Raw genomic sequence first — 20,856 nt, 5'->3', positions numbered from 1 at the left:
CTCCGGAGCAACTTTTCCAGCTTACCACCGCGTTGACCATTGTCAACTCGGCGTTTCAGACTGGTTCACCCCGCTGTTTCCGATTCGCCTTTTCAGGCCGTCCGGATCAGCGGCGCGAGATAAAACTTTACACGCATCCCGCCACGACGCAAAATCGGCCAGCAGGCTTGTTTTCACTTATTATTTCGAGCTTGACTAGGAATTTTGTTAATTTGGTACAACAAAACCGCCAGAAAAGTGTCTTGGTTCACAAGTTTTTCTGGCGGTTTCGTGTAGTGCAGCTGTTCGCGGGCCTTACTTGACCAGTTCAGCCACTGCCATGTTCTTCTTGCCGCGGCGCACGATCGCGTACCGGCCATGCAGGAAGTCCGACTCGGCCAGTTCGGTTTCGATGCCGTCGACCTTGGCGTTGTTCACGTAGGCGCCACCTTCGGCTACCGTGCGGCGCGCTTCGGACAATGACTTGCTCAGGCCCGATGCCACCAGGACATTCAGGATGCCCAGATCGTCCGCGGCGACCTTTGCCGAAGGCAGCTCGGCGATGACCGATTCCAGGGTAGGAAGATCGATTGCGCCAAGATCGCCATTGCCGAAGACCGCAGCCGAAGCGGCGATCACCTGTTCGGTGGCCTGCACTCCGTGAACCAGGGAAGTGACTTCCCAGGCCAAGGTGCGCTGGGCGACGCGCTTGAACGGGCGCTCGGCAACCTCGGTTTCCAATTCCGCGATCTGCTCGCGGGTCAGGAAGGTGAAGACCTTCAGGCGGTCGATCACGTCGGCGTCGGCGGTGTTCAGCCAGAACTGGTAGAAGGTGTACGGGCTGCACATCTCGGCATCCAGCCAGATGGCGTTGCCCTCGGACTTGCCGAACTTCGTGCCGTCGGAGTTAGTGATCAACGGCGTGCCATAGGCGTGCACCGAGTTGCCCTGGACCTTGCGGATCAGGTCGGTGCCGCTGGTCAGGTTGCCCCACTGGTCCGAGCCGCCGGTCTGCAGGGTGCAGCCGTACTGGCGGTTCAGCTCCAGGAAGTCGTAGCCCTGCAGCACCTGATAGGAGAACTCGGTGTAGCTGATGCCCTCGTCGGAGTTCAGGCGCGCGGCCACGATCTCCTTCTTGACCATGGTGCCTACGCGGAAGTACTTGCCCACGTCGCGCAGGAAGTCCAGGGCCGACAGCTGCGCGGTCCAGTCCAGGTTGTTGACCAGGCGCACCGCATTCTCGCCTTCGGCGGAGAGGAAGCGGGAAACCTGGGCCTGGAGCTTGGCGACCCATTCAGTCACGGTTTCCTTGGTGTTCAAGGTGCGCTCGGCGGTCTGCCGCGGGTCGCCGATCAGGCCGGTGGAACCGCCCACCAGTGCCAGCGGCTTGTGGCCGGCCAGCTGCAGGCGTCGCATGTTCAGCAGCTGCACCAGATTGCCCAGGTGCAGGGACGGCGCGGTGGGATCGAATCCGCAATAGTAGGTCACAGATTCTTCGGACAGGGCTCGTTCCAGCTCGGCTTCGTCGGTGGACACGTGCACCAGGCCGCGCCACTTCAATTCCTGCCAGACGTTCTCGAAAGATGCGTCGTTGCTCTGTCCCGCAATCACGGGATTCTGCTTCGTATCAGACATGCTCACTGTGACCATTTTCTGTCTTCGTTCTGCCCCGAGTGCACGCATTTGCCTGCGTGCACCTGTGATCGCGCCGGGAGTCGGGGTTGCGTTCCCGGCACACAGGTTCAAGGTTATCGCCTGCCGGCGGGCTCGTGCCACTTGCCCGGCCCGCCCCTTGGTCACATCTGCAACCGCGCGGGCCGCTAGGCTTCCATGCCCTCGGGCAACTCGCGGGCGTGGACCACGTGCAGCCGCTGGGTGGTGCGGGTCATCGCCACGTACAAATCGCCGACGCCGCCGTCGACCTCGTCCACCAGCTCGGCAGGTTCAAGGATCAGCACGCCGTCGAATTCCAGGCCCTTGGACTCGCGCGCGGTGATCACCACGATGTCCTGGCTCAACCCGCCCGAGCCGCTGCCGACGCGGTCGCCGTAGACCTGCTCGACCGCCGCGCGGATGCGGGCCAGGTCCTGCTGCGGCACGATGATCGCCTGCAGTCCCCCGGACGAATACTCCAGTTCTTCGCGCAGCGCGGCCAGCACCGTGTCCTGCACCTTGGCGGAGGTGGTGCGGGTCAGCACCGGCGGCCAGTCGCCCTCGCGGACCGCCTGCGGGGTGGTGATGCGCAGGCCGGCGGCCTGGGCAACGCGCACCGCCGCGTCGGCGATCTGCGCGGGGGTGCGGTAGTTCACGGTCAGTTCTTCGAGTTCGAAGCGGTCGCCGAAGAACGGCTCCAGGGCCTGGGACCAGCTGCTGGCGCCCGAGGCGGCCGAGGTCTGGGCGATATCGCCGACGATGGTGAAGGACTTCATCGGGCAGCGGCGGATCAGCAGGCGCCACTGCATCGGCGAGAGCTCCTGCGCCTCGTCGACGACGATATGCCCGTAGGCCCAGGTGCGGTCGGCCACCGCGCGTTCGGCGGCGGTGAGCCGCACGGCGGTTTCCTGGTTCACCCCGGCTACCTGCTCCGCGGTGACCACGCCGTCGATGCCGGCGTTTTCCAGCATCGTGTGCATATTGCGCAGGGCGGCCTTGGCGTTCTCCACGTCGGCCTCGTACTGGGCGGTGCGGGCGCCTTCCAGCGGGTCGGCGAAGTCGCCGAGCAGCCCGGCGGCCTCGTCCAGCAGCGGCACATCGGCCTCGGTGAACGGCGAGCCGGCCCTGCGGTACAGGGCATCGCGTTCGTGCTCGGCCAGATGCGGGGCGGCGGCGGCCAGAAGGTGCGGGGTGGCGAACAGCTCGGCCACCAGCTGCTGCGGGGTCATCGGCATCCAGCACAGGTTCAGCGCCACGCGCACATCGTGCGATTCGCGCACCTCCTGCGGCAGGTAGGAGCGGTCGGTGGTCGAGGACTGCCCGGCCGATTCCTCCAGCTTGCGGCGCAGCTGCTCGGCCAGTTCGCCCACCAGCACCTTGACGAAGGTTTCGCGGGCCTCGTTGTACGGCTTGCGGGTGTGGCGGGCGCGTTCGCGCGCGTTCTTGACCATCTTCGGGGTCAGCACCAGGCGCGTGCCCTCCACCACCAGGGTCCGGTCTTCCGGGATCAGCCGCTGGCGGTTGCGCACCGCGTTGGCGATCACCTTGGCCATGGACAGCTGGCCCTTGAGCCGGGCGACGGTGCGGTTGGCTTCCGGCACGGCGTGGATTCCGTGGTAGAGATCGCCCACCGAGGACATGACCACGCCGGTCTCGCCCAGCGAGGGCAGCACGCGCTCGATGTAGCGCATGAAGGAGTTGGAGGGGCCGACGATCAGCACGCCGGCGTTCTTCAGCCGATCGCGGTATTCGTAGAGCAGAAAGGCCGCGCGGTGCAGGGCGACGGCGGTCTTGCCGGTGCCCGGGCCGCCCTGGACCACCACGGCCCCGGGCAGCTGGGCGCGGATGATCGCGTCCTGCTCGGCCTGGATGGTGCCGACGATGTCGCCCATGCGGCCGGTGCGCTTCTCGCGCAGGGCCGCCATCAGCGCGCCTTCGCCGTGGTGCGTGTGGCCCTCGTCCAGCCAGGTCTCGTCGAGCACGTCGTCCTCGATGCCTGCCACGGAGCGGCCCTTGAGCATCAGGTGGCGGCGGCGGCGCACCCCGCGCGGATTCAGCGCGGTGGCCTGGTAGAACGGGGCGGCTTCGCTGGCCCGCCAGTCGATCATCAGCCGATTCAGGTCCTCGTCGGACAGGCCGATGCGGCCGATGTAGCGCGGCGCGGCCGCGGAATCGGCGTCGCCGGGCTGCTGTTGCCGGCCGTTGGCCGCCATGTCCAGCCGGCCGAAGACCAGGCGGTCCTCGACGGCGTCGAGCTGGGCGATCCGGTCCTCGTAGAGCGTGGCGAAGGAGTCGCGTTCGGACATGTTCTGGAAGGTGCCCACGGCCCCCTGGGCCCGGGTGCGCTCCAGCTGCTCCAGCTTTTCGGCGCGCAACTCGTCCAGCCGCGCATACAGGCGGCCCACATACTCGGATTCAGCTAGCAGATCGGCCTCGATGGTGTCGGTCAACCCAGTTTCCCCTCGCGCTCAAGATGTGCCCGTGTGCAGGGCGCAGGGCCCCGCGTGCAACGGTTCCCGCGTAAAAACGCAGGACAGATAATGATACGCGCCTTTTCGCCGGCGCAGGTAATCCCGTGCGCCGTTGCCCGCGCGCGGTCCGGGCCCGCCGGAGGGTTGTTCGCCAGCGGCGTGGAACCGTGGCGGATTGTTACCCGCCCACACAGGTTCAGGAATGCACGACCTGCAAGGACACGACCTGCTGCCCCGGCAGCTTGGCGCGGCCGCCCAGGCCGTCGAGTTCCAGCACGACGCCGACGCCGGCGATCTTCGCGCCGGTCTGCTGGAGCAGGCGGACCGCCGATCCGACGGTGCCGCCGGTGGCGAGCACGTCGTCGAGGATCAGCACGCGGGTGCCCGGGGCGATCTCGTCCTTGTGCACCTCCAGGCAGCTGGTGCCGTACTCCAAGGTGTACTCGTCGCGGTAGACCTCGCGCGGCAGCTTGCCTGCCTTGCGGATGGTCAGCATGCCCTTGCCCGATGCGTAGGCGGCCGCCGCGGCCAGCACGAAACCGCGCGCTTCGAGGCCCGCGACGATGTCGAACTGCCCTTCGAAGGGTGCGATCAGTTCGTCGACCATGCGGCGCAGGCCGACCGGGTCGGCGAAGACCGGGGTGAGGTCCTTGAAGGAGATCCCCGGCTGCGGGTAATCGGGCACGATCTCGCACAGTCGGTCCAGCAGGTCGCTAATGCTCTCAGAAGTAGTCACGTCTGCCAATTTTAGTCCCTTTGCGCGCAGCTTTTCCCACGCTCGTGCATAATCATGAGCACATTCCGGGCGGCCCCGGCGCGGTGCGCCCGGTTCTAGCGGGCCATCAGCCGATCGCTGGGCCAGGGCAGCAGCTGCGGGTCGGCGGCCGAATCGGCGGCGGCGGTGACCTGCACCGGCCCGGCTGCCGGGCGTCCAGCCATCCAGGCGGCCAAATCGAAATCCGTGCCCGAAAGCACCCAGGATTTCGAGCCGTTCCCGAGCACGATCGGGGTCTTCCCATGCGGCTGCAGCACCAGGCGGGTTCCTTCAGGAACGCGGGCTTCGAGCGCACGGAACAGGTGCGCGCTGAAGGCCGCCGGCCAGCTGGCGGCAGGGCGGACGAATTCGTCCAGGTCGGTGGCGTGAATCAGCATCTCGCGCCAGGTCGCGTACATCAGGTCCGCGGCCGTGGCGCCCGGGCGGTACCCCACCGGCTGCTCCCAGACGTCTTCGACGCCGGGCAGGACGGCGCGCAACTGGGCCAACCCGTCGGTGGCCAGGGCACGCAGGGATTCGGGGCGCATCAGCGCGGTCATGTTGATCGCCTCGATCCGGCCCTCGGCGCCGCCGTCGTACATCGAGGGCAGCTGGTCCGCTCCGGCGTGCTCGAATTGGCGCACGGCGGCCTTCGCGAAGGAGGCCAGGTGCGCGATCAGCTGGGCGGTGCTCCACCCCGGCAGCGAGCTCGGCTTGGTGTACTGCGTGGCCGGAACCTCGCGCAGCTGCACGGTCAGCTCATCCAATGCGGTGGTGACCTGTGCGATCAGTTCGGCCGGGGCCAGGAGTTGTGTCATGAAGCACACTCTAGCGCGAACCTGGGACAAATGCGCAAGGGCAGGAGGCCATAGTTGAAACGGCAGCGGCCGCCGGGCGGGATGCTTCCTGATCGGCGGCCGCCTGCCACGTGGACAGTGCTACTTGGCCCAGGCCTTGATCTCGGCCAGCTGGCGTTCGAACTCTTCCAGCTGCGCCGCGACGGCGCTCGGGGCGGTGCCGCCCTGGCCGTTGCGGGCGTTCAGCGAGCCCTCGGTGGAGAGCACCTCGCGCACCGCAGGGGTCAGATGCTCGGAGATCCCGGCGTAGTCCTCGTCCGTCAGGTCCCACAGTTCCACGCCGCGCGATTCGGCCAGCTGCACGGCCGCGCCGGAGAGCTCGTGGGCGTCGCGGAACGGCACGCCCTGGCGGACCAGCCATTCGGCGATGTCGGTGGCCAGCGCAAAGCCCTGCGGGGCCAGCTCGGCCATGCGCTCGGTATTGAAAGTCAGCGTGCCCATCATGCCGGCGACCGCAGGCAACAGGAGTTCCAGGGTGTCCGCGGCGTCGAACACCGGCTCCTTGTCTTCCTGCAGGTCGCGGTTGTAGGCCAGCGGCAGCGCCTTGAGCGTGGCCAGCAGGCCGGTCAGGTCGCCGATCAGCCGGCCTGCCTTGCCGCGGGCCAGCTCGGCAATGTCCGGGTTCTTCTTCTGCGGCATGATCGAGGAGCCGGTGGAGAAGGAGTCGTGCAGCTTCACGAAGCTGAATTCCTTGGTGGCCCAGAGGATGACTTCTTCGCTCACGCGGGACAGGTCCACGCCGATCATGGCGGCGATCCAGGAGAATTCGGCGAACACGTCGCGGGCTGCGGTGCCGTCGATCGAGTTGTGCACGGCGGAGTCGAAGCCCAGCTCGGCGGCGACGAAGTTCGGATCCAGGCCCAGGGTCTGGCCGGCCAGCGCACCAGAGCCATAGGGCGAAACGGCGGCGCGCTTGTCCCAGTCGATCAGGCGCTGCACGTCGCGCAGCAGCGGCCAGGAGTAGGCCAGCAGCAGGTGCGAGAGCAGGATCGGCTGGGCATGCTGCAGGTGGGTGCGGCCGGGCATCGGCGCATACGGGTGGGCCTTGGCCTGCTGGACCATGGCGTCGAGGGTGTCGATCACGCCGCGGGCGATGATCCGCGCGTGGTCGCGCAGGAACATGCGGCCCAGGGTGGCGATCTGGTCATTGCGCGAACGGCCGGCGCGCAGCTTGCCGCCCAGGGTGGTTCCTGCGCGCTCCAGCAGCCCGCGCTCCAGCGAGCCGTGGACGTCCTCGTCGGTGGGCGCGGCAACATAGGCCTCGGAGAGCACGTCTGCTTCCAGCTGGTCCAGCGCGGTGATCATGTCTGCCAGCTCGGCATCGGTGAGCAGGCCAGCGCGATTGAGCACCTTGGCATGGGCACGGGATCCGGCAATGTCGTAGCTGGCCAGGCGCCAGTCGAAGTGGGTGGACTTGCTCAGCGCTGCCATTGCATCCGCTGGGCCGCCGGAGAAGCGACCGCCCCAGAGCGATCCTTCATTTGTTGACGAGGCCATGGCCCGTTCCTTTCTGCCGGTAAAAATTGCACTGCACCCTACTCTAGCAAAGCTTTATGCAATGCAACTCATATTTATGCAACGTTGTGCCAATTCATGCATCGCATGATTTCCGCCGTGGCCTGCGTGGCGATGATCGATGGAGCTCTGGAACACGCAGGAAACCTTAAGTTTTGCCTCTTCCAGTCCTCAGCGCCCGGGCGTATGGTGTGATCATAGAGCCGATACGGAACGATCTTCGGAGGTACCAAATGGAAATCCAGCTGTACCGGGGCGACATCACCACCCTGAAAGTTGATGCCATCGTCAATGCGGCTAATCCTTCACTGCTCGGTGGTGGCGGCGTCGACGGCGCCATCCATGCAGCCGCCGGCCCCAGCCTGCTGGCCGCTTGCCGGGAGATTCGCGCCAACCGCTACCCCGACGGAATCCCCTCGGGCATTGCCGTCATCACCAAGGCCGGGAATCTGCAGGCCAAGTGGGTCGTGCACACCGCAGCTCCGAATCTGGCGCTGATCAAGCCGAACCCGAAGATCCTTGATGACTGCTTCGTGAATTCCCTCTACGTCGCCGCCCGCCATGAGGCCCACTCGGTCGCGTTCCCGGCGATTGGCGCAGGTGCCTTCGGATGGGATCCCGAACAGGTTGCCGACATCGCCCATGCAGCCATCAGCCGGTGGGTCGAGACCAACAAGCACATTTCACCGATCCACAAGATCATTCTGGTGGCCCATACCGACGAGGTCCAGGCAGCTTTCGAGCGCGCATTCTCGCTTGACGCCGTGGAGGAGCTTGCCGCCTGATCCGGCCCGATCGGCATCAACGCACGAAAACTGCCGCGCACTTGGTACCGAGTGCGCGGCAGTTTTGCGATCTCGGGCAGCTAGGTCCGGGCGAAATAGGCGTTGCGTTGCGGCAGTTGCAGCGGATCGAGGTGCTTGGGCAGGATGATGTGGGGCAGTCCCCTGACCTTGACCACTTTCAGGTAGCCGCTGTGGACCATGGTGTGGTGCGCTGCGCACAGCGGGCAGCAGTCCTGGAGCCGGGTCCGGCCTCCCTTGGCCCATGGCCTGAAGTGGTGGAATTCGAGCAGGGCCGGGTCCTGCGTGCAGCCAGGGACCAGGCAACCGCTGTCCCGGTCGCGGGCGGCAAGCTTCATCCAGCGCGGGAAGTATCTGGCGTCGCGGCCGATGTCGATGACCATCCCGTCAGCGTCGTAGATCGGGCTGAGCACTTTCGCTTCGCACAGCATGGTGCGCAGCTGCGGCGCAGAGATTTTCACGCCGTGGGCGCTGATGCCGGTGAGCGTTGCGAGATCCTGGAGATCCTCCAGGTGCGCGTGCACCACGATTTCAGGGATGATGCGTTGGCCGTTGCTTTCCCTGCCGGTATTGCGCAGGATGGCGTTCAGCGCGTTGAGCCGGCGTTCGGGCACCGAGCAGGTTTCTGGCAGGCCCGGCGGCGGGGCCGGATCCGAACGGGCATCATCTGGCGGGGATTCATCTGGCGCGGATTCTTCTGGCGGGGAATCCGGCTCAATGCCCGCCCAGTCCGGGGCAGGTTGGCCGCTGTGCCAGAGGCGGTCGGACGCTGCGTCCTGCCCTGTCGTGCCATTGTGCGTTTGCTGGTCGTTTCCCGGGCCAGGCGCGTCGGGGGCCTGTGCGCCCCTGCGGCCGGTGGGCTGCCCGTCGGCCGCAGGATTGCCGGTGTCACCAGTTTGCTGGTCTGAGCTGCTGTTGCCGGAGCGCTGGCCATCTGCCGGGTCATCGCCGGCGGCATCTGCTGCGTCTGCTGCTTGGCGGGCGGCGGCGCCGGCCTTGGTGCGCTTGTTGTCGGCCTGCGTGATCAGCGATTCCCAGAGCTCCGCGTCGATCTCCCGCACGCGCACGATGAATTCATGCACGCCGTTGACCACCTTGCCGCGGAAAAGGCCCAGTTTCGGGGTCTTGCCCTGGGCGTGCGCGTCCTTGTAGTCCTTGATCAAGCCGTTGATGCGCTTTCGGCGGATGCGGATCCGGTCTTCCTTCAGGTGCGCGGCGGCGTGCTCCTCCAGCAAGTTGCCGTCGGCGGCCTTGGCGGTCGCCGCGGTGGGCAGGCCGTCGAAGGTGGTGTCTTGGGGTTCGAACTTGTCCAGCGCACGGGCGGTTTTCAGCACTTCGCGCGGGTCCGGGGCGTTGTGCAGCTCCGGCAGGGCCCAGCCGGCGGGCGCGGACGATTCCGCGGTGATCGTGCCGGCGGTGGCCGAGGCGGCAGACGGCAGGCCGGGGGCGGGGGCTGCGAAGTGCTCGGCAAGCAGGGTGAAGCGCGGGGCGCAGGCGGTGCCGGAGATGTCCTTGCGGGCGTGGATCAGGTGGGCGTCCTTGACGCGGCGGTCGGCCTCGAAATAGTTCAGGTCCAGCAGCTGCGAGAGCACGGTGGCGGCATCCAGGTAGACGGTGCGGCCGGGCGCGAATTGGGGCGGGGCGCTGAAGTCGGTGGTGCCCGCGCGCAGGTGGTCGAACTCATCGAGGTCCAGGGCGTGGGCTGCGGTGGTTTCCACCAGGCTTGCGGCGATGATGAGGGCGCGGGTGGCGTGTTGGCCGAAGGCTTCGGCAAAGTGGGCGTGGGCCAGGGCAAGGCGCGGATCGGTGCTGCGCGAGGCCTGGGCGCCGAGGTGCTGGAACAGGTTCAGGCACGCGGCCTCGGCACGCAGCAGGCTGGCCGCATCCAGCGGGGTTCCGCTGGCCAGCTGCTCTGCGGTGCTGGCCAATACGGCGGCCAGGCCGGTGGCCGGATCGGCAGGCCCTGCGGTGCCTTGGGTGCCGACGTGTTCGTGTTGTTCCATGCACCGATCATCCGGCGCTACGGGGGCGGGCATGGCGAAGCCGCCGCGAACTGTGGAGAAGTTCGCGGCGGCTAGGGTGCTGGTGCCTAGCGGGGCTCGGCCAGCTGCAGAAAGCGGGCGGCGACTTCGGCGCCGCCGTCGACCGCGCGGGTGGTGAGCATGATGGTGTCATCCCCCGCGATGCAGCCCAGGATCGAGGGCATCTGCGAGTGGTCGATGGCCAGGGCCAGCAGGTTCGCGGCGCCTGGCGGGGTGCGCAGGACCACGATGTTGCCGCTGGCTTCGGCGGTGACCAGCTGCTCGGCGCAGATCTTCGCCAGGCGCGCGTCGAGCACTTCCTGGGTGATCGCGGTCTGCGGGGAACGGTCCCCGCCCTCCTGGCGCACCGCGTAGATCAGCTGGCCGGAGTTGTCGCGGATGCGCACCGCGCCGATTTCCACCAGGTCGCGCGAGAGCGTGGCCTGGGTGACTTCGAGCCCGTCCTCCTTGAGCAGGCCCAGCAGCTCGGCCTGGGACTTGACGGAGTTGTTTCCCAAGAAGGCGCGGATGCGGGCCTGGCGGGCGGTCTTGGTGCTGGGCTGGGCGGACATCCTAGAGCTCCACCCGGTCGTCGTCTGCCAGGCCGGAAGCGACCATCAGCCAAGTCATGACCGCCTTCTGCGCGTGCACGCGGTTCTCGGCCTCGTCGAACACCACCGACTGCGGGCCGTCGATGACCTCCGTGTCGATCTCGTAGCCGCGGTAGGCCGGCAGGCAGTGCAGCACGATCGCGTCGTCCTTGGCCAGCTTCATCGCCTGCGCGGTCACCGAGTAGCCGGTGAACAGCTTCAGCCGTGCTTCCTTCTCGTCCTCCTGGCCCATGGAGACCCAGGTGTCGGTGACGACCACGTCGGCGTCGGCGAGCGCGGCGGCGGCATCGGTGGTGATCATGACCGATCCCCCGGTGAGTGCCGCGCGTTCTTCAGCCGCGGCGATGATCGATGCGGAGGGCAGGTAGCCTTCGGGACCGGCGATGCGCACGTGCATGCCGGCGGTCACCCCGGCCAGCAGGTAGGAGTTGGCCATGTTGTTGGCCGCGTCGCCCAGGTAGCTCATGGTCAGCCCCTTGGTCTTGCCCTTGTGCTCGCGCACGGTGAGCAGGTCGGCGATCAGCTGGCAGGGGTGGTAGTCGTCGGACAGCGCGTTGATCACCGGCACCGAGGAATTCGCGGCCATTTCCTCCAGGCCCGACTGGGCGAAGGTGCGCCACACGATGGTGGAGACCATGCGTTCGAGCACCTTGGCGGAGTCGGCGATGGACTCCTTGTGGCCCAGCTGCGAGTCGGCGGAGTTGATGACCAGCGGGGAGCCGCCCAGTTCGGCGATGCCGGCGTGGAAGGAGACCCGGGTGCGGGTGGAGGTCTTGTCGAAGAAGACCGCGACGGTCTGCGGGCCGGCGTACGGGGCATAGCCGTACTTGTCGGCCTTCATCGCCGCGGCCAGATCCAGCACCTTGGACTGCTCGTCGGGGGTGAAGTCCAGGTCGGTCAAGAAGTGGCGGGTTGCGCTCATGGGGTGATTCCTTTGCTCGTCTCAGGGGTGGTGGCGAGGTTCATGCCGGCCGCTAGCTGGCCGCGCTGATCAGCTGCGGCAGGGCGGCAATCAGGGTGCCCAGCTGCTCGGTGGTGATCACCAGCGGCGGGGCCAGGCGGATGGTCTGCTCGTCGGTGGCGTTCACGATGAAGCCGGCATCCAGCGCCGCGGCCACCAGCTTCGGCGCGTTCGCGGAAACAAGTTCGAAGGCGGTGAGCAGCCCGGCGCCGCGCACCGCACAAATGCCCTCGATGCCCGCCAGCTGCTCGCGCAGCCAGTGGCCGGTGGCGCGCACATGGGCCAGCAGGTTCTGCGCTTCGATGGTGTGGATGACCGCCAGGCCCGCGGCGCAGGCCACCGGGTTCCCGCCAAAGGTGGTGCCGTGGTCGCCCGGGGCCAGCCATTTGGTGTTCTCTTCGCCGAAGACGATCATCGCGCCGATCGGGAAGCCGCCGCCCAGGCCCTTGGCCAGCGTCATCACATCCGGGATCACCGGTGCGGAGGCGAAGAACGAGCCGGTGCGGCCCATGCCGGTCTGCACCTCGTCGAAGACCAGCAGCGCGCCGGCCTCGCGGGTGATCTGCCGGGCGGCGGCCAGGTACTCGGCAGAAAGCAGCCGCACCCCGGCCTCGCCCTGGATCGGCTCGATGAACACCGCCTGCACGGTCTCGTCCACCGCGGCGCGCAGCGCCTCGATGTTCCCGGCCTCGATCCACTGCACGTTGCCCGGCAGCGGGGCGAATGGGGCGCGGTACTTCTCCTTGTAGGTCAGCGACAGCGCGCCGAGAGTGCGGCCGTGGAAGGCGTGTTCCAGGGCGATCACCTTGGTGCGCGGTGCGTCGGCGGTGCCGGCATTGCGCCGGGTCAGCTTCAGCGCCGCCTCATTGGCTTCGGTGCCGGAGTTGGCGAAGAACACCTTGGAGCCGGCCGGGGCGGCGGAGATCTCCAGCAGCTTCTCGGCCAGCGCGATCTGGCTGGGGCTGGTGAAGAAGTTCGAGACATGGCCCAGGGTGGCCAGCTGGCTGGAGATCACCGAGGCGAGCAGCGGGTGCCCGTGGCCGAGGGTGTTCACCGCGATGCCGCCGAGCAGATCCAGGTACTGGTTGCCGTCGGCGTCCCAGACGTGGCAGCCCGATCCGCGCACCAGCACCCGCTGCGGGGTGCCGAAGACGCCGAGCAGGGAGTTGGAGTAGCGGTCGGCCAGTGCGGCCGAGGAGAGCTGGCTCAGCCCGGCCACCTCGGCGGCTGCGCTGCCGGCCAGCGCGGAATCGGTGGTTGGGTCGGCGTGCTCGCTCACTTGGCGTCCTTCTGTGCGGTATTGCTTGCGGTGTTGGCGGCGGGGAGCACCTGGGTGCCCACGCCGGCGGTGGTGAAGATTTCCAGCAGCATCGAGTGCGGCTGGCGGCCATCGACGATGTGGGCCTGCCCCACGCCCTCGTCGACGGCCTTGAGGCAGGCGCCCATTTTCGGGATCATGCCCGATTCCAGGCCGGGCAGCATCGTACGCAGCTCGTCGTTGGTGATGGAGCTGATCAGCGAGGACTTGTCCGGCCAGGCCGCGTACAGCCCCTCCACGTCGGTGAGGATCACCAGCTTGGCAGCGCCCAGCGCGGTGGCCAGCGCCGCCGCGGCGGTATCCGCGTTGACATTCAGCACCGCGCCGGTGGGCTCGCCGTCGGCGTCGAACTCCGGGGCGACGGTGGAGATCACCGGGATCATCCCGGCGTCCACCAGCGAGTCGACCTGGTCGGTGCGCACGCGGGTGACCTCGCCGACCAGCCCCAGATCCACCGGCAGCCCGTCGACGATGGTGCCGGTGCGCACCGCCTGCAAGGTGGCGCCGTCCTCGCCGGACATGCCCACCGAGTAGGGTCCGTGCGAGTTGATCAGGCCGACCAGGTCGCGCTGCACCTGGCCGGTGAGCACCATGCGCACCACGTCCATGGCTTCGGGGGTGGTCACCCGCAGCCCGCCGCGGAATTCCGATTCGATCCCCAGGGTGTCGAGCATCTTGTTGATCTGCGGGCCGCCGCCGTGCACCACGACCGGGTTGATTCCGGCGTGGCGCAGGAACACGATGTCCTCGGCGAAGGCGCGGCGCAGCTCGTCGTTGACCATCGCGTTGCCGCCGTATTTGATGACCATGGTGGTCCCGGCGAAGCGCTGGATCCAGGGCAGCGCCTCGATCAGCGCTTCGGCCTTGGATTGGGCGGTATCCAGGTTGGTGCGGGCGGTGTGGGCCATAGCTGAATTCCCTTGCTTCTGCCTAGCTGGAGTAGGCGGAGTTCTCGTGGACGTAGTCGTGGGTCAGGTCGTTGGTCAGCACGGTCGCTTCCTCGGTGCCGGCGTTCAGGTCGATCTCGATGCGCACATTGCGCTCCTCGAGGCTGACCAGGTTGCGGTCCTCGCCGACGCCGCCGTTCTTGCAGACCATCACGCCGTTGATCGAGACGTTCAGCTCGTCGGGTTCGAAGGCCGCCTTGGTGGTGCCGACCTCGGAGAGCACGCGGCCCCAGTTCGGGTCCTTGCCGAAGACGGCGGTCTTGACCAGGTTGGAGCGCGAGACGGCCTTGGAGACTTCCAGCGCGTCGGCCTCGGTGGCGGCGTTGAAGGTGCGGATCGCGATGGTGTGATCGGCCCCTTCGGCATCCTCGATCAGCTTCGCCGCCAGCTCGCAGCAGGCGTCGGTCAGCGCGGCGGTGAAGTCGGCCAGGTCCGGGGTGGTGCCCGAAGCGCCGGAGGCCAGCAGCAGCACGGTGTCGTTGGTGGACATGCAGCCATCGGAATCCGCGCGGTCGAAGCTCATCGCGGTGGCGGCGCGCAGGGCCGCATCGGCCTGCTCGGCGGTCAGCTGCGCGTCGGTGGTGAGCACCACGAGCATGGTGGCCAGCGCCGGGGCGAGCATGCCCGCGCCCTTGGCCATGCCGCCGATGACCACCTGGCCGGAGCCCGGGGCCCCGACGATGCGGGAGACCAGCTTCGGCACGGTGTCGGTGGTCATGATGCCCGCGGCCGCCTGATCGGCGGCGTTCTGGTCACTGGCCAAGGCGCTGGCGGCTGCTTGCACGCCGGGCAGCAGCTTGTCCAACGGCAGCTGCACGCCGATCAGCCCGGTGGAGGCCACCGCAACATCGCCGGCGGAAACCGAGAGCAGCTGCGCGGCGTATTCGGCGGTCTTATGGGTGTTGGCGAAGCCTTCGGCGCCGGTGCAGGCGTTCGCTCCGCCGGAGTTGAGCACCACCGCGTCGATGCGGCCATCGGCCAGCACCTGCTTGGACCAGTGCACCGGGGCGGCGGCCACGCGGTTGGAGGTGAACACGCCGGCGGCGGTGAACTGCGGGCCGAGGTTTTGCACCACGACCACGTCGTTCTTGCCGGTGGACTTCAGCCCTGCCGGCACGCCGGCGGCCGCGAAGCCTGCCGGGGCGGTGACGCCGGTGCCGGATGCCGAGGGGTGGGTGGGGGTGTAGGCGAGGCTCACGGTGCGACTCCTTGCATGAGCAGTCCGGTGTTTTCTTCCAGTCCCAGTGCGATGTTCATCGACTGGACGGCGGCACCTGCGGTGCCCTTGGTCAGGTTATCCAGCGCTGCGGTGGCGATCACGCGGTTCGCGTGCGTATCGAAGGCCAGCTGCAGCTGGACGTGGTTGGATCCGAGCACCGCGCCGGTGGTCGGCCACTGGCCCTCGGGCAGCAGGTGCACGAACAGCTCGTGGGCGTAGGCCTCGGTCCAGGCCTCGCGCAGCTGCGCTGCGGTGACGCCCGGCTTCACCTTGGCGGTGGCGGTGGTCAGGATGCCGCGCGGCATCGGGGCCAGGGTCGGGGTGAAGGAGACGGTGACTTCTTCGCCGGCCAGCTTGGAGAAGCCCTGCTCCATTTCCGGGATGTGGCGGTGCGAGCCGCCCACCCCGTAGGTGCTCATCGAGCCCATCGCCTCGCTGCCCAGCAGGTGGGGCTTGAGCGACTTGCCGGCGCCCGAGGTGCCCGAGGCGGAGATGATGACCACGTCGTCGGCTTCCAGCAGCCCGGCGGCAAAGCCGGGGGCCAGGGCCAGCTGCGCGCCGGTCGGATAGCAGCCGGGGACGGCGACGCGCTTGGTTCCGGCCAGCTTTTCGCGCTGCCCGGGTAGCTCGGGCAGGCCATAGGGCCAGAAGCCTGCGTGCTGCGAGCCGTAGAATTTCTCCCAGGCGGCGGCCGATTCCAGCCGGTGGTCGGCGCCGGCGTCGATGACCAGGGTGTTCCCTGGCAGGGCCGCGGCCACGGCGGCCGAGGCGCCGTGCGGCAGGGCCAGGAACACCACGTCGTGCCCGGCAAGGTTTTCCACGGTGGTGTCCACCAGGACCCGGTCGGCGAGCGCATGCAGGTGCGGGGCGATCGAGCCGAGACGCTGCCCGGCCTGCGAATGCGCGGTGATCGCGCCGATCTCTACCTCTGGGTGCGCCGCGAGGATGCGCAGGACCTCGCCGCCGGCGTATCCGCTGGCGCCGGAAACAGCTACTGAAATCGTCATGACCAGATTCTACCGCGAAATATTCACGCACGCTAATAAATATTCATAAAATTCTTCGTCACGTAACCCGACATCCACCCGCGCGGCGCCCGCACGGCCGCCCGAAGTCCTACACTGGCCGTAGAGACCGCCCGGCATCGAGCGCATCGAGCGCCGGGATCCAAATACGCAGAGTTTCGAGACCTGCAGAGCCAAGGAGCGCCATTCCATGCAGCAGCAAGCCATCGTGGTCAACGAACCATCCGACGCCAGCGGACTGGTGCCGGCAGAAATCCCGGTCCCTGCCCCGGGACCGGGCCAGCTGCTGGTGAAGATCGCCGCCACCGGGGTGAACTTCATCGAAACCTACCAGCGCAGCGGCGTGTACGCGGTGGACTACCCCTTCACCCCGGGTACCGAGTTCTCCGGCGTGGTTCAGCAGATCGGCGACGGCGTGCAGAACTACCGGGTCGGCGACCGGGTGGCCACCGCCTCCGGTTCCCGGGGCTACGCCCAGTACGCGCTGGTGGACGCCAAGCGGGCGGGCAAGGTGCCCGACGCGGTGAACCTGAATATCGCCGCCGCGCTGCCGCTGCAGGGCATGACGGCGCACTACCTGGTGCATTCGAGCTACATGGTGCGCTCGGGCGACGTGGTGCTGACCTATGCCGGCGCCGGCGGCGTGGGCCTGATCCTCACCCAGCTGCTCAAGCTCAAGGGGGCGACGGTGATCACCACCGCCTCCACCCAGGAGAAGAAGGACCTGGCCCGGGCCGCCGGTGCCGACTACGTGGTGGACTACGACCAGGTGGCGGCCACCGTCGAGCAGGTCACCGGCGGGGCGGGAGTGCATGCGGCCTACGACGGCATCGGCAAGGACACCTTCGAGACCTCGCTGGCGGCGCTGCGCCGGCGCGGCACGCTGGTGCTCTTCGGCGGCGCCTCCGGCCAGGTGCCCGACTTCAACCTGCAGCGGCTGAACGCCGGCGGCTCGCTGAGCGTGACCCGGCCGAAGCTCGACGACTTCCTGGCCACCGAGCAGGAGCTGCACTGGCGCTTCGGCGACATCTTCGGCTGGGTCGCCGCCGGCCAGATTGATGTGCGCATCGGTGCCGAGTACCCGCTCACCGAGGCCGCCGCGGCGCACGCCGCGCTGGAATCGCGGGCCACCACCGGCAAGATCATCCTGGTTCCCTAGCGCAGGATCCCCAGCCATGAACGAGCATCAATCCGGCCGGCACGCCGGCATCGGCCCCGCCACCGACGAGGAGGTGCCGGCATACCTGCAGGCCCTGGGCATCCCGGGGCTGATCGACCTGCACGTGCACTTCATGCCGGATAACGTGCTGGCCAAGGTCTGGTCCTACTTCGATGGCGAAGCGCAGCGCACCGGGCACCCGTGGCCGATCAGCTACCGGATGCCCGAAGCGCAGCGCGTCACCGCGCTGGAGGAACTGGGCGTGATCGCCTACGGCACCTTGAATTATGCCCACCGGCCGGACATGGCCGCCTGGCTCAACGAGTACTCGCGGCAGTTCGCGCAGCGCCATCCCAAGGCGATCCGTTCGGGCACCTTCTACCCGGAGCCCGGGGCCGCCGAACTGGTGCGCGCCGCGCTGGCCGAGGGGGTGCAGCTGTTCAAAGTGCACGTGCAGGTGGGCGGCTTCACCCCGCTCGATCCGCTGCTCGACGGCGCCTGGGAGCTGGTCGCCGAGGCCCGGACGCCGGTGGTGATCCATTGCGGGCATGGGCCGCATGCCGGCCGGTTCACCGGGATCGAGCCGATCCGCGAACTGGTGGCACGGCATCCGCAGCTGGTGCTGGTCATCGCCCATGCCGGCTTGCCCGACTACGTGCAGTTCGCCCAGCTGGCCGCAGAGAATCCCAACGTCTACCTGGATACCACCATGGTGGGCACCGGGTTCATGAACCGCATCGCCCCGCTGCCGGCGGAATATCCGCGGCTCGTGGCCGGGCTCTCGCACAAGATCGTGTTCGGCTCCGACTTCCCGAATATCCCCTATTCCTACAGCCACCAGATCCAGGCGCTGGAATCCTGGTCGCTGGGCGCGGGATGGATGCGCGACGTGCTGCACGATTCCCCGCGCAGGCTGCTGCAGGCGGTGCGCAACAGTTGAGAGATGCATGACAGTTCAACCATATTCTTGCGGCGGTCCGCCCGCGGCACGCTTTAATGGTTGATGGAACCCCGTGTTCCGCCCCTCCAGGATCCGCTTCGCTTCCGGACCGCTCTCCCCCAGCGGACCGACACGCTCTTTGGTGAAGGGACGGATCCGATCAGCATGGACAACGGACAAACTCCAGCGCCGGATGCACCAATCCACCCACCCCAGTTCCCCTCCGGAGCCCTGGCGCCGCCTGCGCGCACCCTCATGGACATCCTGCAGGCCACTGCAAAGGCCCACCCCGGCGCTCCGGCCAGCGACGACGGGCAGCGCGTGGAAAGCTACGCGGAACTGCTGGACGAGGTCAAGGACAAGGCCCGGCGGCTGCACGAGCAGGGCCTGGGCGCGGTCTTGGAATCGGCGTGCTGGCGCATCGATGAGAATTCGGCATTCCAGGAAATCCAGCCACTGCCTGGTCAGCGGAAACCAGGCCTTGAAGACGCTTTCCTTGGCGCTGAAGATCAGCCGCTCCCAGAAGATATCCGGATAGCGTGCCGATAGGTCTTCGACCATCGGCCGCTCTTCGGGAAGCAAGATGATGTCGAGGATTTCTTCTGGCAACGGGACATGCAGCTCGGCGTCGATGCCCACGCCACGGATATCATTCGTGGAAGCTACAGCGGCTGCCCGGAAGCCCGCGCAGTGGGTCATGCTCCCGGCAACGCCAGCTGGCCAGATTGGTGCCCGCTTCTCATCCGGGACCAGGGCAGCACCTTCATGGCCCAGTTCTCGAAAGGCTCGGCGAGCGCACACCCGGACGGTGCGGAATTCACGCTGCCTTTCGGGCACCGCATCGGCGATGTACCGTTCTTCTTCGGGATAGTACGGGCCTTCCTCCAGCTCGATGCGGGTCTCAACGACCCGCATCGCCGGCGGCAGCAAGTCTGCAAAGATATTGTCGGATTTCATCAGAAGCGGGAGGATCCGCCAGCGCCCGAGAAGCTTCCGCCACCGGAGTAGCCGCTGGATACTCCGCCGGAGGAGCTCGCCGCTTCACGCGAGGCAGTTACTGCGCTGACGCCTGAAGAATATCCGTGGTGGTAGCCGCTCACCCGCCAATACATCGATGCGGGATTCAGGACATCCAGGATGGTGCCGGAACGGCCGTCATAGGCACGGGTTTCGTACCGGGATTTCTTGAGCTCCGACTGCATATCGGCCTTCTCTTCCGCATTCTCCGCGTACACCTCGATTTGCGCTTGGGCGAAGATGTCCAGCTTTTCGGTCAGCTCGGCACGCAATGCGGATAATCCATCAAGCGCCTGGTCCACGGTGATCGATTCTTCCGTCAGCTGCGCCGTCAGCTCGTTGAGCTCGGTGGTTGCAGTTTCCCGGTAGGAAGCCAAGGCGGCAGCGCTGCCCTTCAGCTCCGGTTCGACGTCATTGAGCAATTCACGGATATCGTCCAGGTCGTCTTCCAATGGCTTGGTCTGCGCATGCCAGGCATCTTGCCATGAGGCCGAACGGGTATAGAGCGCGGCCGCGGCAATGATGGCGTCATCCGTCAGGTCCAAGGACTGGGTTGACTCTCGGAATTCCTTGGCCTGGCGCACGCCGTTGGTGCCCGAACGCTCTTTCTTGCTCTGTTGCTCCAGCGACTGCTGCGCTTCGAAGCAATCACGGTATTTGGCCATGAACTTGCTGAAGCGCTGTTCCAGCTCGGCGGCATGACCTGAAGCGGACGGCAGGGTACGAGCCGCCAATTCGGTCTCTTCCAGATCCATCGTGACGTTGGTCAGGTGAACGGTTCCCTGATGCAGTTCTTCGGCGAAGGTTTTCCGCCGTGCCGACCGGGTATGCAGCACGGCTCCGCCGACGCTGGCGGCAACGAGTCCACCGATGCCGGTGGTAATCCACAATGCAGGGTGCTGGTACCAGGGACGATTCATGATCACGGATGCCTTGTCGGCTACGGCGATGACGCCATCGGTCCAGCGGGACAGGTTGAAATCGTCGTAGCCGGCTTCATGGATGCTCTCCATGGAGCTCTCGGAAACTTTGCGGTCTTCACCGAAGTACGTGCCGATCTGCCCGTCTCCCTCTCCTTCGATGGACAAGGTGATGATGAACAGGCCGTCGGCCCAGTAGTCGCCGTAGTCTTCGGGCTTGCCGGATATCCATTCGGGATGCTTTGACTTGGCGTAGTCGAGAGTTTTGGTGTTGATGTCGTCGGAGTATTCCCCGTTACGGGCGTAGATCGCCACATCGGTCGGCTCATTGAAATCGAGTTCTTCCAAGGCATCACGCAGCCGCTGCTCATTGAGCTTGCCCGTGGAGTCATCGATGGTGACCGATTCCAGGTTCTGCCCCGCAGCGACCTGTACTCCGGTGGCCGCATGCGCGGCAGGCAACGCCCCGGCCAGTCCCAAAGAGAGCATGGCTGCGGCACCGGCTATCCGGATGTTCCAGGTTCGTGGGCTCAAGTTGCGTCTCCTTCATGGGGATTCCGGATTATCTCCGGCTGATGGCCTTTCTCCCATCCTAGCGATCTTGGATGCGGCACGGGTCATCATTAAGACGGCTTTTGGCGCATCAAGCCTGCCATGTGCTGGCGCCGGGCACGGTTTCGCCAAAA

Annotated in this window: 18 protein-coding genes; 4 read left to right on the top strand and 14 right to left on the bottom strand. The window is 67.0% G+C overall.

The window, feature by feature from the left end:
- A partial coding sequence (locus BKX98_RS17230; RefSeq protein WP_233125310.1) for a hypothetical protein occupies nt 1–302 on the top strand: 302 nt, incomplete at its 5' end.
- Here BKX98_RS17230 and tyrS read toward each other — a convergent pair.
- From tyrS to argH, 5 genes are all read right to left on the bottom strand, one after another.
- On the bottom strand, nt 295–1,614 hold the full coding sequence (gene tyrS / locus BKX98_RS08325; protein ID WP_052254096.1) for a tyrosine--tRNA ligase: 1,320 nt from the start codon (nt 1,612–1,614) through the stop codon (nt 295–297). The genes BKX98_RS17230 and tyrS overlap by 8 nt on opposite strands.
- Nucleotides 1,615–1,799: 185 nt before the next feature.
- Nucleotides 1,800–4,082: an AAA family ATPase gene (locus BKX98_RS08320; protein ID WP_083586695.1), complete on the bottom strand. Its 2,283-nt coding sequence runs from the start codon at nt 4,080–4,082 to the stop codon at nt 1,800–1,802.
- Nucleotides 4,083–4,299: 217 nt separating this feature from the next.
- Nucleotides 4,300–4,848: an adenine phosphoribosyltransferase gene (locus BKX98_RS08315; protein ID WP_121866497.1), complete on the bottom strand. Its 549-nt coding sequence runs from the start codon at nt 4,846–4,848 to the stop codon at nt 4,300–4,302.
- Nucleotides 4,849–4,934: 86 nt separating this feature from the next.
- Nucleotides 4,935–5,675, bottom strand: coding sequence for a maleylpyruvate isomerase family mycothiol-dependent enzyme (locus BKX98_RS08310; RefSeq protein WP_038993665.1), 741 nt, complete (start codon nt 5,673–5,675; stop codon nt 4,935–4,937).
- A 120-nt stretch (nt 5,676–5,795) separates the two neighbouring features.
- A complete protein-coding gene (argH, locus tag BKX98_RS08305) occupies nt 5,796–7,211 on the bottom strand; it encodes an argininosuccinate lyase (RefSeq protein ID WP_038993666.1) in 1,416 nt (471 codons plus the stop codon).
- A gap of 251 nt (nt 7,212–7,462) precedes the next feature.
- Here argH and BKX98_RS08300 point away from each other — a divergent pair, with 251 nt between their 5' ends.
- Nucleotides 7,463–8,014 (top strand): macro domain-containing protein, encoded by a 552-nt coding sequence (locus BKX98_RS08300; protein WP_038993667.1) that lies wholly within the window; start codon nt 7,463–7,465, stop codon nt 8,012–8,014.
- Between the two features lie 80 nt (nt 8,015–8,094).
- Here the strand turns inward: BKX98_RS08300 and BKX98_RS08295 are convergent, their stop codons facing one another.
- The 7 genes from BKX98_RS08295 to argC all read right to left on the bottom strand — a co-directional run bounded on the left by BKX98_RS08295 (nt 8,095) and on the right by argC (nt 16,116).
- Nucleotides 8,095–10,035, bottom strand: a complete 1,941-nt coding sequence (locus BKX98_RS08295; RefSeq protein ID WP_073706818.1) for an HNH endonuclease signature motif containing protein — start codon at nt 10,033–10,035, stop codon at nt 8,095–8,097.
- An 86-nt stretch (nt 10,036–10,121) separates the two neighbouring features.
- Nucleotides 10,122–10,625: an arginine repressor gene (locus tag BKX98_RS08290; RefSeq protein WP_038993670.1), complete on the bottom strand. Its 504-nt coding sequence runs from the start codon at nt 10,623–10,625 to the stop codon at nt 10,122–10,124.
- Nucleotide 10,626: 1 nt separating this feature from the next.
- Nucleotides 10,627–11,586 carry an ornithine carbamoyltransferase gene (gene argF / locus BKX98_RS08285; RefSeq protein WP_073706817.1) on the bottom strand — a complete coding sequence of 320 codons (960 nt, stop codon included), beginning with the start codon at nt 11,584–11,586 and terminating at the stop codon, nt 10,627–10,629.
- 52 nt (nt 11,587–11,638) lie between these two features.
- Nucleotides 11,639–12,904 carry an acetylornithine transaminase gene (locus tag BKX98_RS08280; RefSeq protein ID WP_073706816.1) on the bottom strand — a complete coding sequence of 422 codons (1,266 nt, stop codon included), beginning with the start codon at nt 12,902–12,904 and terminating at the stop codon, nt 11,639–11,641.
- Nucleotides 12,901–13,851, bottom strand: a complete 951-nt coding sequence (gene argB / locus BKX98_RS08275; protein WP_073706815.1) for an acetylglutamate kinase — start codon at nt 13,849–13,851, stop codon at nt 12,901–12,903. The genes BKX98_RS08280 and argB overlap by 4 nt, the downstream gene beginning before the upstream one ends.
- 22 nt (nt 13,852–13,873) lie before the next feature.
- Complete coding sequence (argJ, locus tag BKX98_RS08270) at nt 13,874–15,088, bottom strand: bifunctional glutamate N-acetyltransferase/amino-acid acetyltransferase ArgJ (RefSeq protein ID WP_073706814.1); 1,215 nt, start codon at nt 15,086–15,088, stop codon at nt 13,874–13,876.
- On the bottom strand, nt 15,085–16,116 hold the full coding sequence (argC, locus tag BKX98_RS08265) for an N-acetyl-gamma-glutamyl-phosphate reductase (protein WP_073706813.1): 1,032 nt from the start codon (nt 16,114–16,116) through the stop codon (nt 15,085–15,087). Before argC ends, argJ begins: the two co-directional genes overlap by 4 nt.
- A gap of 208 nt (nt 16,117–16,324) precedes the next feature.
- Here argC and BKX98_RS08260 point away from each other — a divergent pair, with 208 nt between their 5' ends.
- Together BKX98_RS08260 and BKX98_RS08255 are read left to right on the top strand one after the other, a co-directional pair.
- On the top strand, nt 16,325–17,293 hold the full coding sequence (locus tag BKX98_RS08260) for a quinone oxidoreductase (protein WP_073706812.1): 969 nt from the start codon (nt 16,325–16,327) through the stop codon (nt 17,291–17,293).
- 16 nt (nt 17,294–17,309) lie between these two features.
- Nucleotides 17,310–18,233 (top strand): amidohydrolase family protein, encoded by a 924-nt coding sequence (locus BKX98_RS08255; RefSeq protein ID WP_073706811.1) that lies wholly within the window; start codon nt 17,310–17,312, stop codon nt 18,231–18,233.
- A gap of 15 nt (nt 18,234–18,248) precedes the next feature.
- Here the strand turns inward: BKX98_RS08255 and BKX98_RS08250 are convergent, their stop codons facing one another.
- Together BKX98_RS08250 and BKX98_RS08245 are read right to left on the bottom strand one after the other, a co-directional pair.
- Nucleotides 18,249–19,190, bottom strand: a complete 942-nt coding sequence (locus tag BKX98_RS08250; protein ID WP_073706810.1) for a 4'-phosphopantetheinyl transferase — start codon at nt 19,188–19,190, stop codon at nt 18,249–18,251.
- On the bottom strand, nt 19,190–20,704 hold the full coding sequence (locus tag BKX98_RS08245; protein ID WP_143181064.1) for a DUF5129 domain-containing protein: 1,515 nt from the start codon (nt 20,702–20,704) through the stop codon (nt 19,190–19,192). Before BKX98_RS08245 ends, BKX98_RS08250 begins: the two co-directional genes overlap by 1 nt.
- Nucleotides 20,705–20,856: the final 152 nt, after the last annotated feature.

It is taken from the genome of Glutamicibacter sp. 0426, from assembly GCF_001906485.1.
Classification (GTDB): Bacteria; Actinomycetota; Actinomycetes; order Actinomycetales; family Micrococcaceae; genus Glutamicibacter; species Glutamicibacter nicotianae.
This window is presented reverse-complemented; position numbering and strand designations above follow the sequence as displayed.

What these genes read in the sequence shown, in the direction of transcription:
- BKX98_RS08300 (WP_038993667.1), top strand. Translation starts at nt 7,463, where the DNA reads ATGGAAATCCAGCTGTACCGGGGCGACATCACCACCCTGAAAGTTGAT.
- argH (WP_038993666.1), bottom strand. Translation starts at nt 7,211, where the DNA reads ATGGCCTCGTCAACAAATGAAGGATCGCTCTGGGGCGGTCGCTTCTCC.
- BKX98_RS08250 (WP_073706810.1), bottom strand. Translation starts at nt 19,190, where the DNA reads ATGAAATCCGACAATATCTTTGCAGACTTGCTGCCGCCGGCGATGCGG.
- BKX98_RS08260 (WP_073706812.1), top strand. Translation starts at nt 16,325, where the DNA reads ATGCAGCAGCAAGCCATCGTGGTCAACGAACCATCCGACGCCAGCGGA.
- BKX98_RS08290 (WP_038993670.1), bottom strand. Translation starts at nt 10,625, where the DNA reads ATGTCCGCCCAGCCCAGCACCAAGACCGCCCGCCAGGCCCGCATCCGC.
- BKX98_RS08295 (WP_073706818.1), bottom strand. Translation starts at nt 10,035, where the DNA reads ATGGAACAACACGAACACGTCGGCACCCAAGGCACCGCAGGGCCTGCC.
- BKX98_RS08310 (WP_038993665.1), bottom strand. Translation starts at nt 5,675, where the DNA reads ATGACACAACTCCTGGCCCCGGCCGAACTGATCGCACAGGTCACCACC.
- BKX98_RS08255 (WP_073706811.1), top strand. Translation starts at nt 17,310, where the DNA reads ATGAACGAGCATCAATCCGGCCGGCACGCCGGCATCGGCCCCGCCACC.
- argB (WP_073706815.1), bottom strand. Translation starts at nt 13,851, where the DNA reads ATGGCCCACACCGCCCGCACCAACCTGGATACCGCCCAATCCAAGGCC.
- argF (WP_073706817.1), bottom strand. Translation starts at nt 11,586, where the DNA reads ATGAGCGCAACCCGCCACTTCTTGACCGACCTGGACTTCACCCCCGAC.
- argC (WP_073706813.1), bottom strand. Translation starts at nt 16,116, where the DNA reads ATGACGATTTCAGTAGCTGTTTCCGGCGCCAGCGGATACGCCGGCGGC.
- tyrS (WP_052254096.1), bottom strand. Translation starts at nt 1,614, where the DNA reads ATGTCTGATACGAAGCAGAATCCCGTGATTGCGGGACAGAGCAACGAC.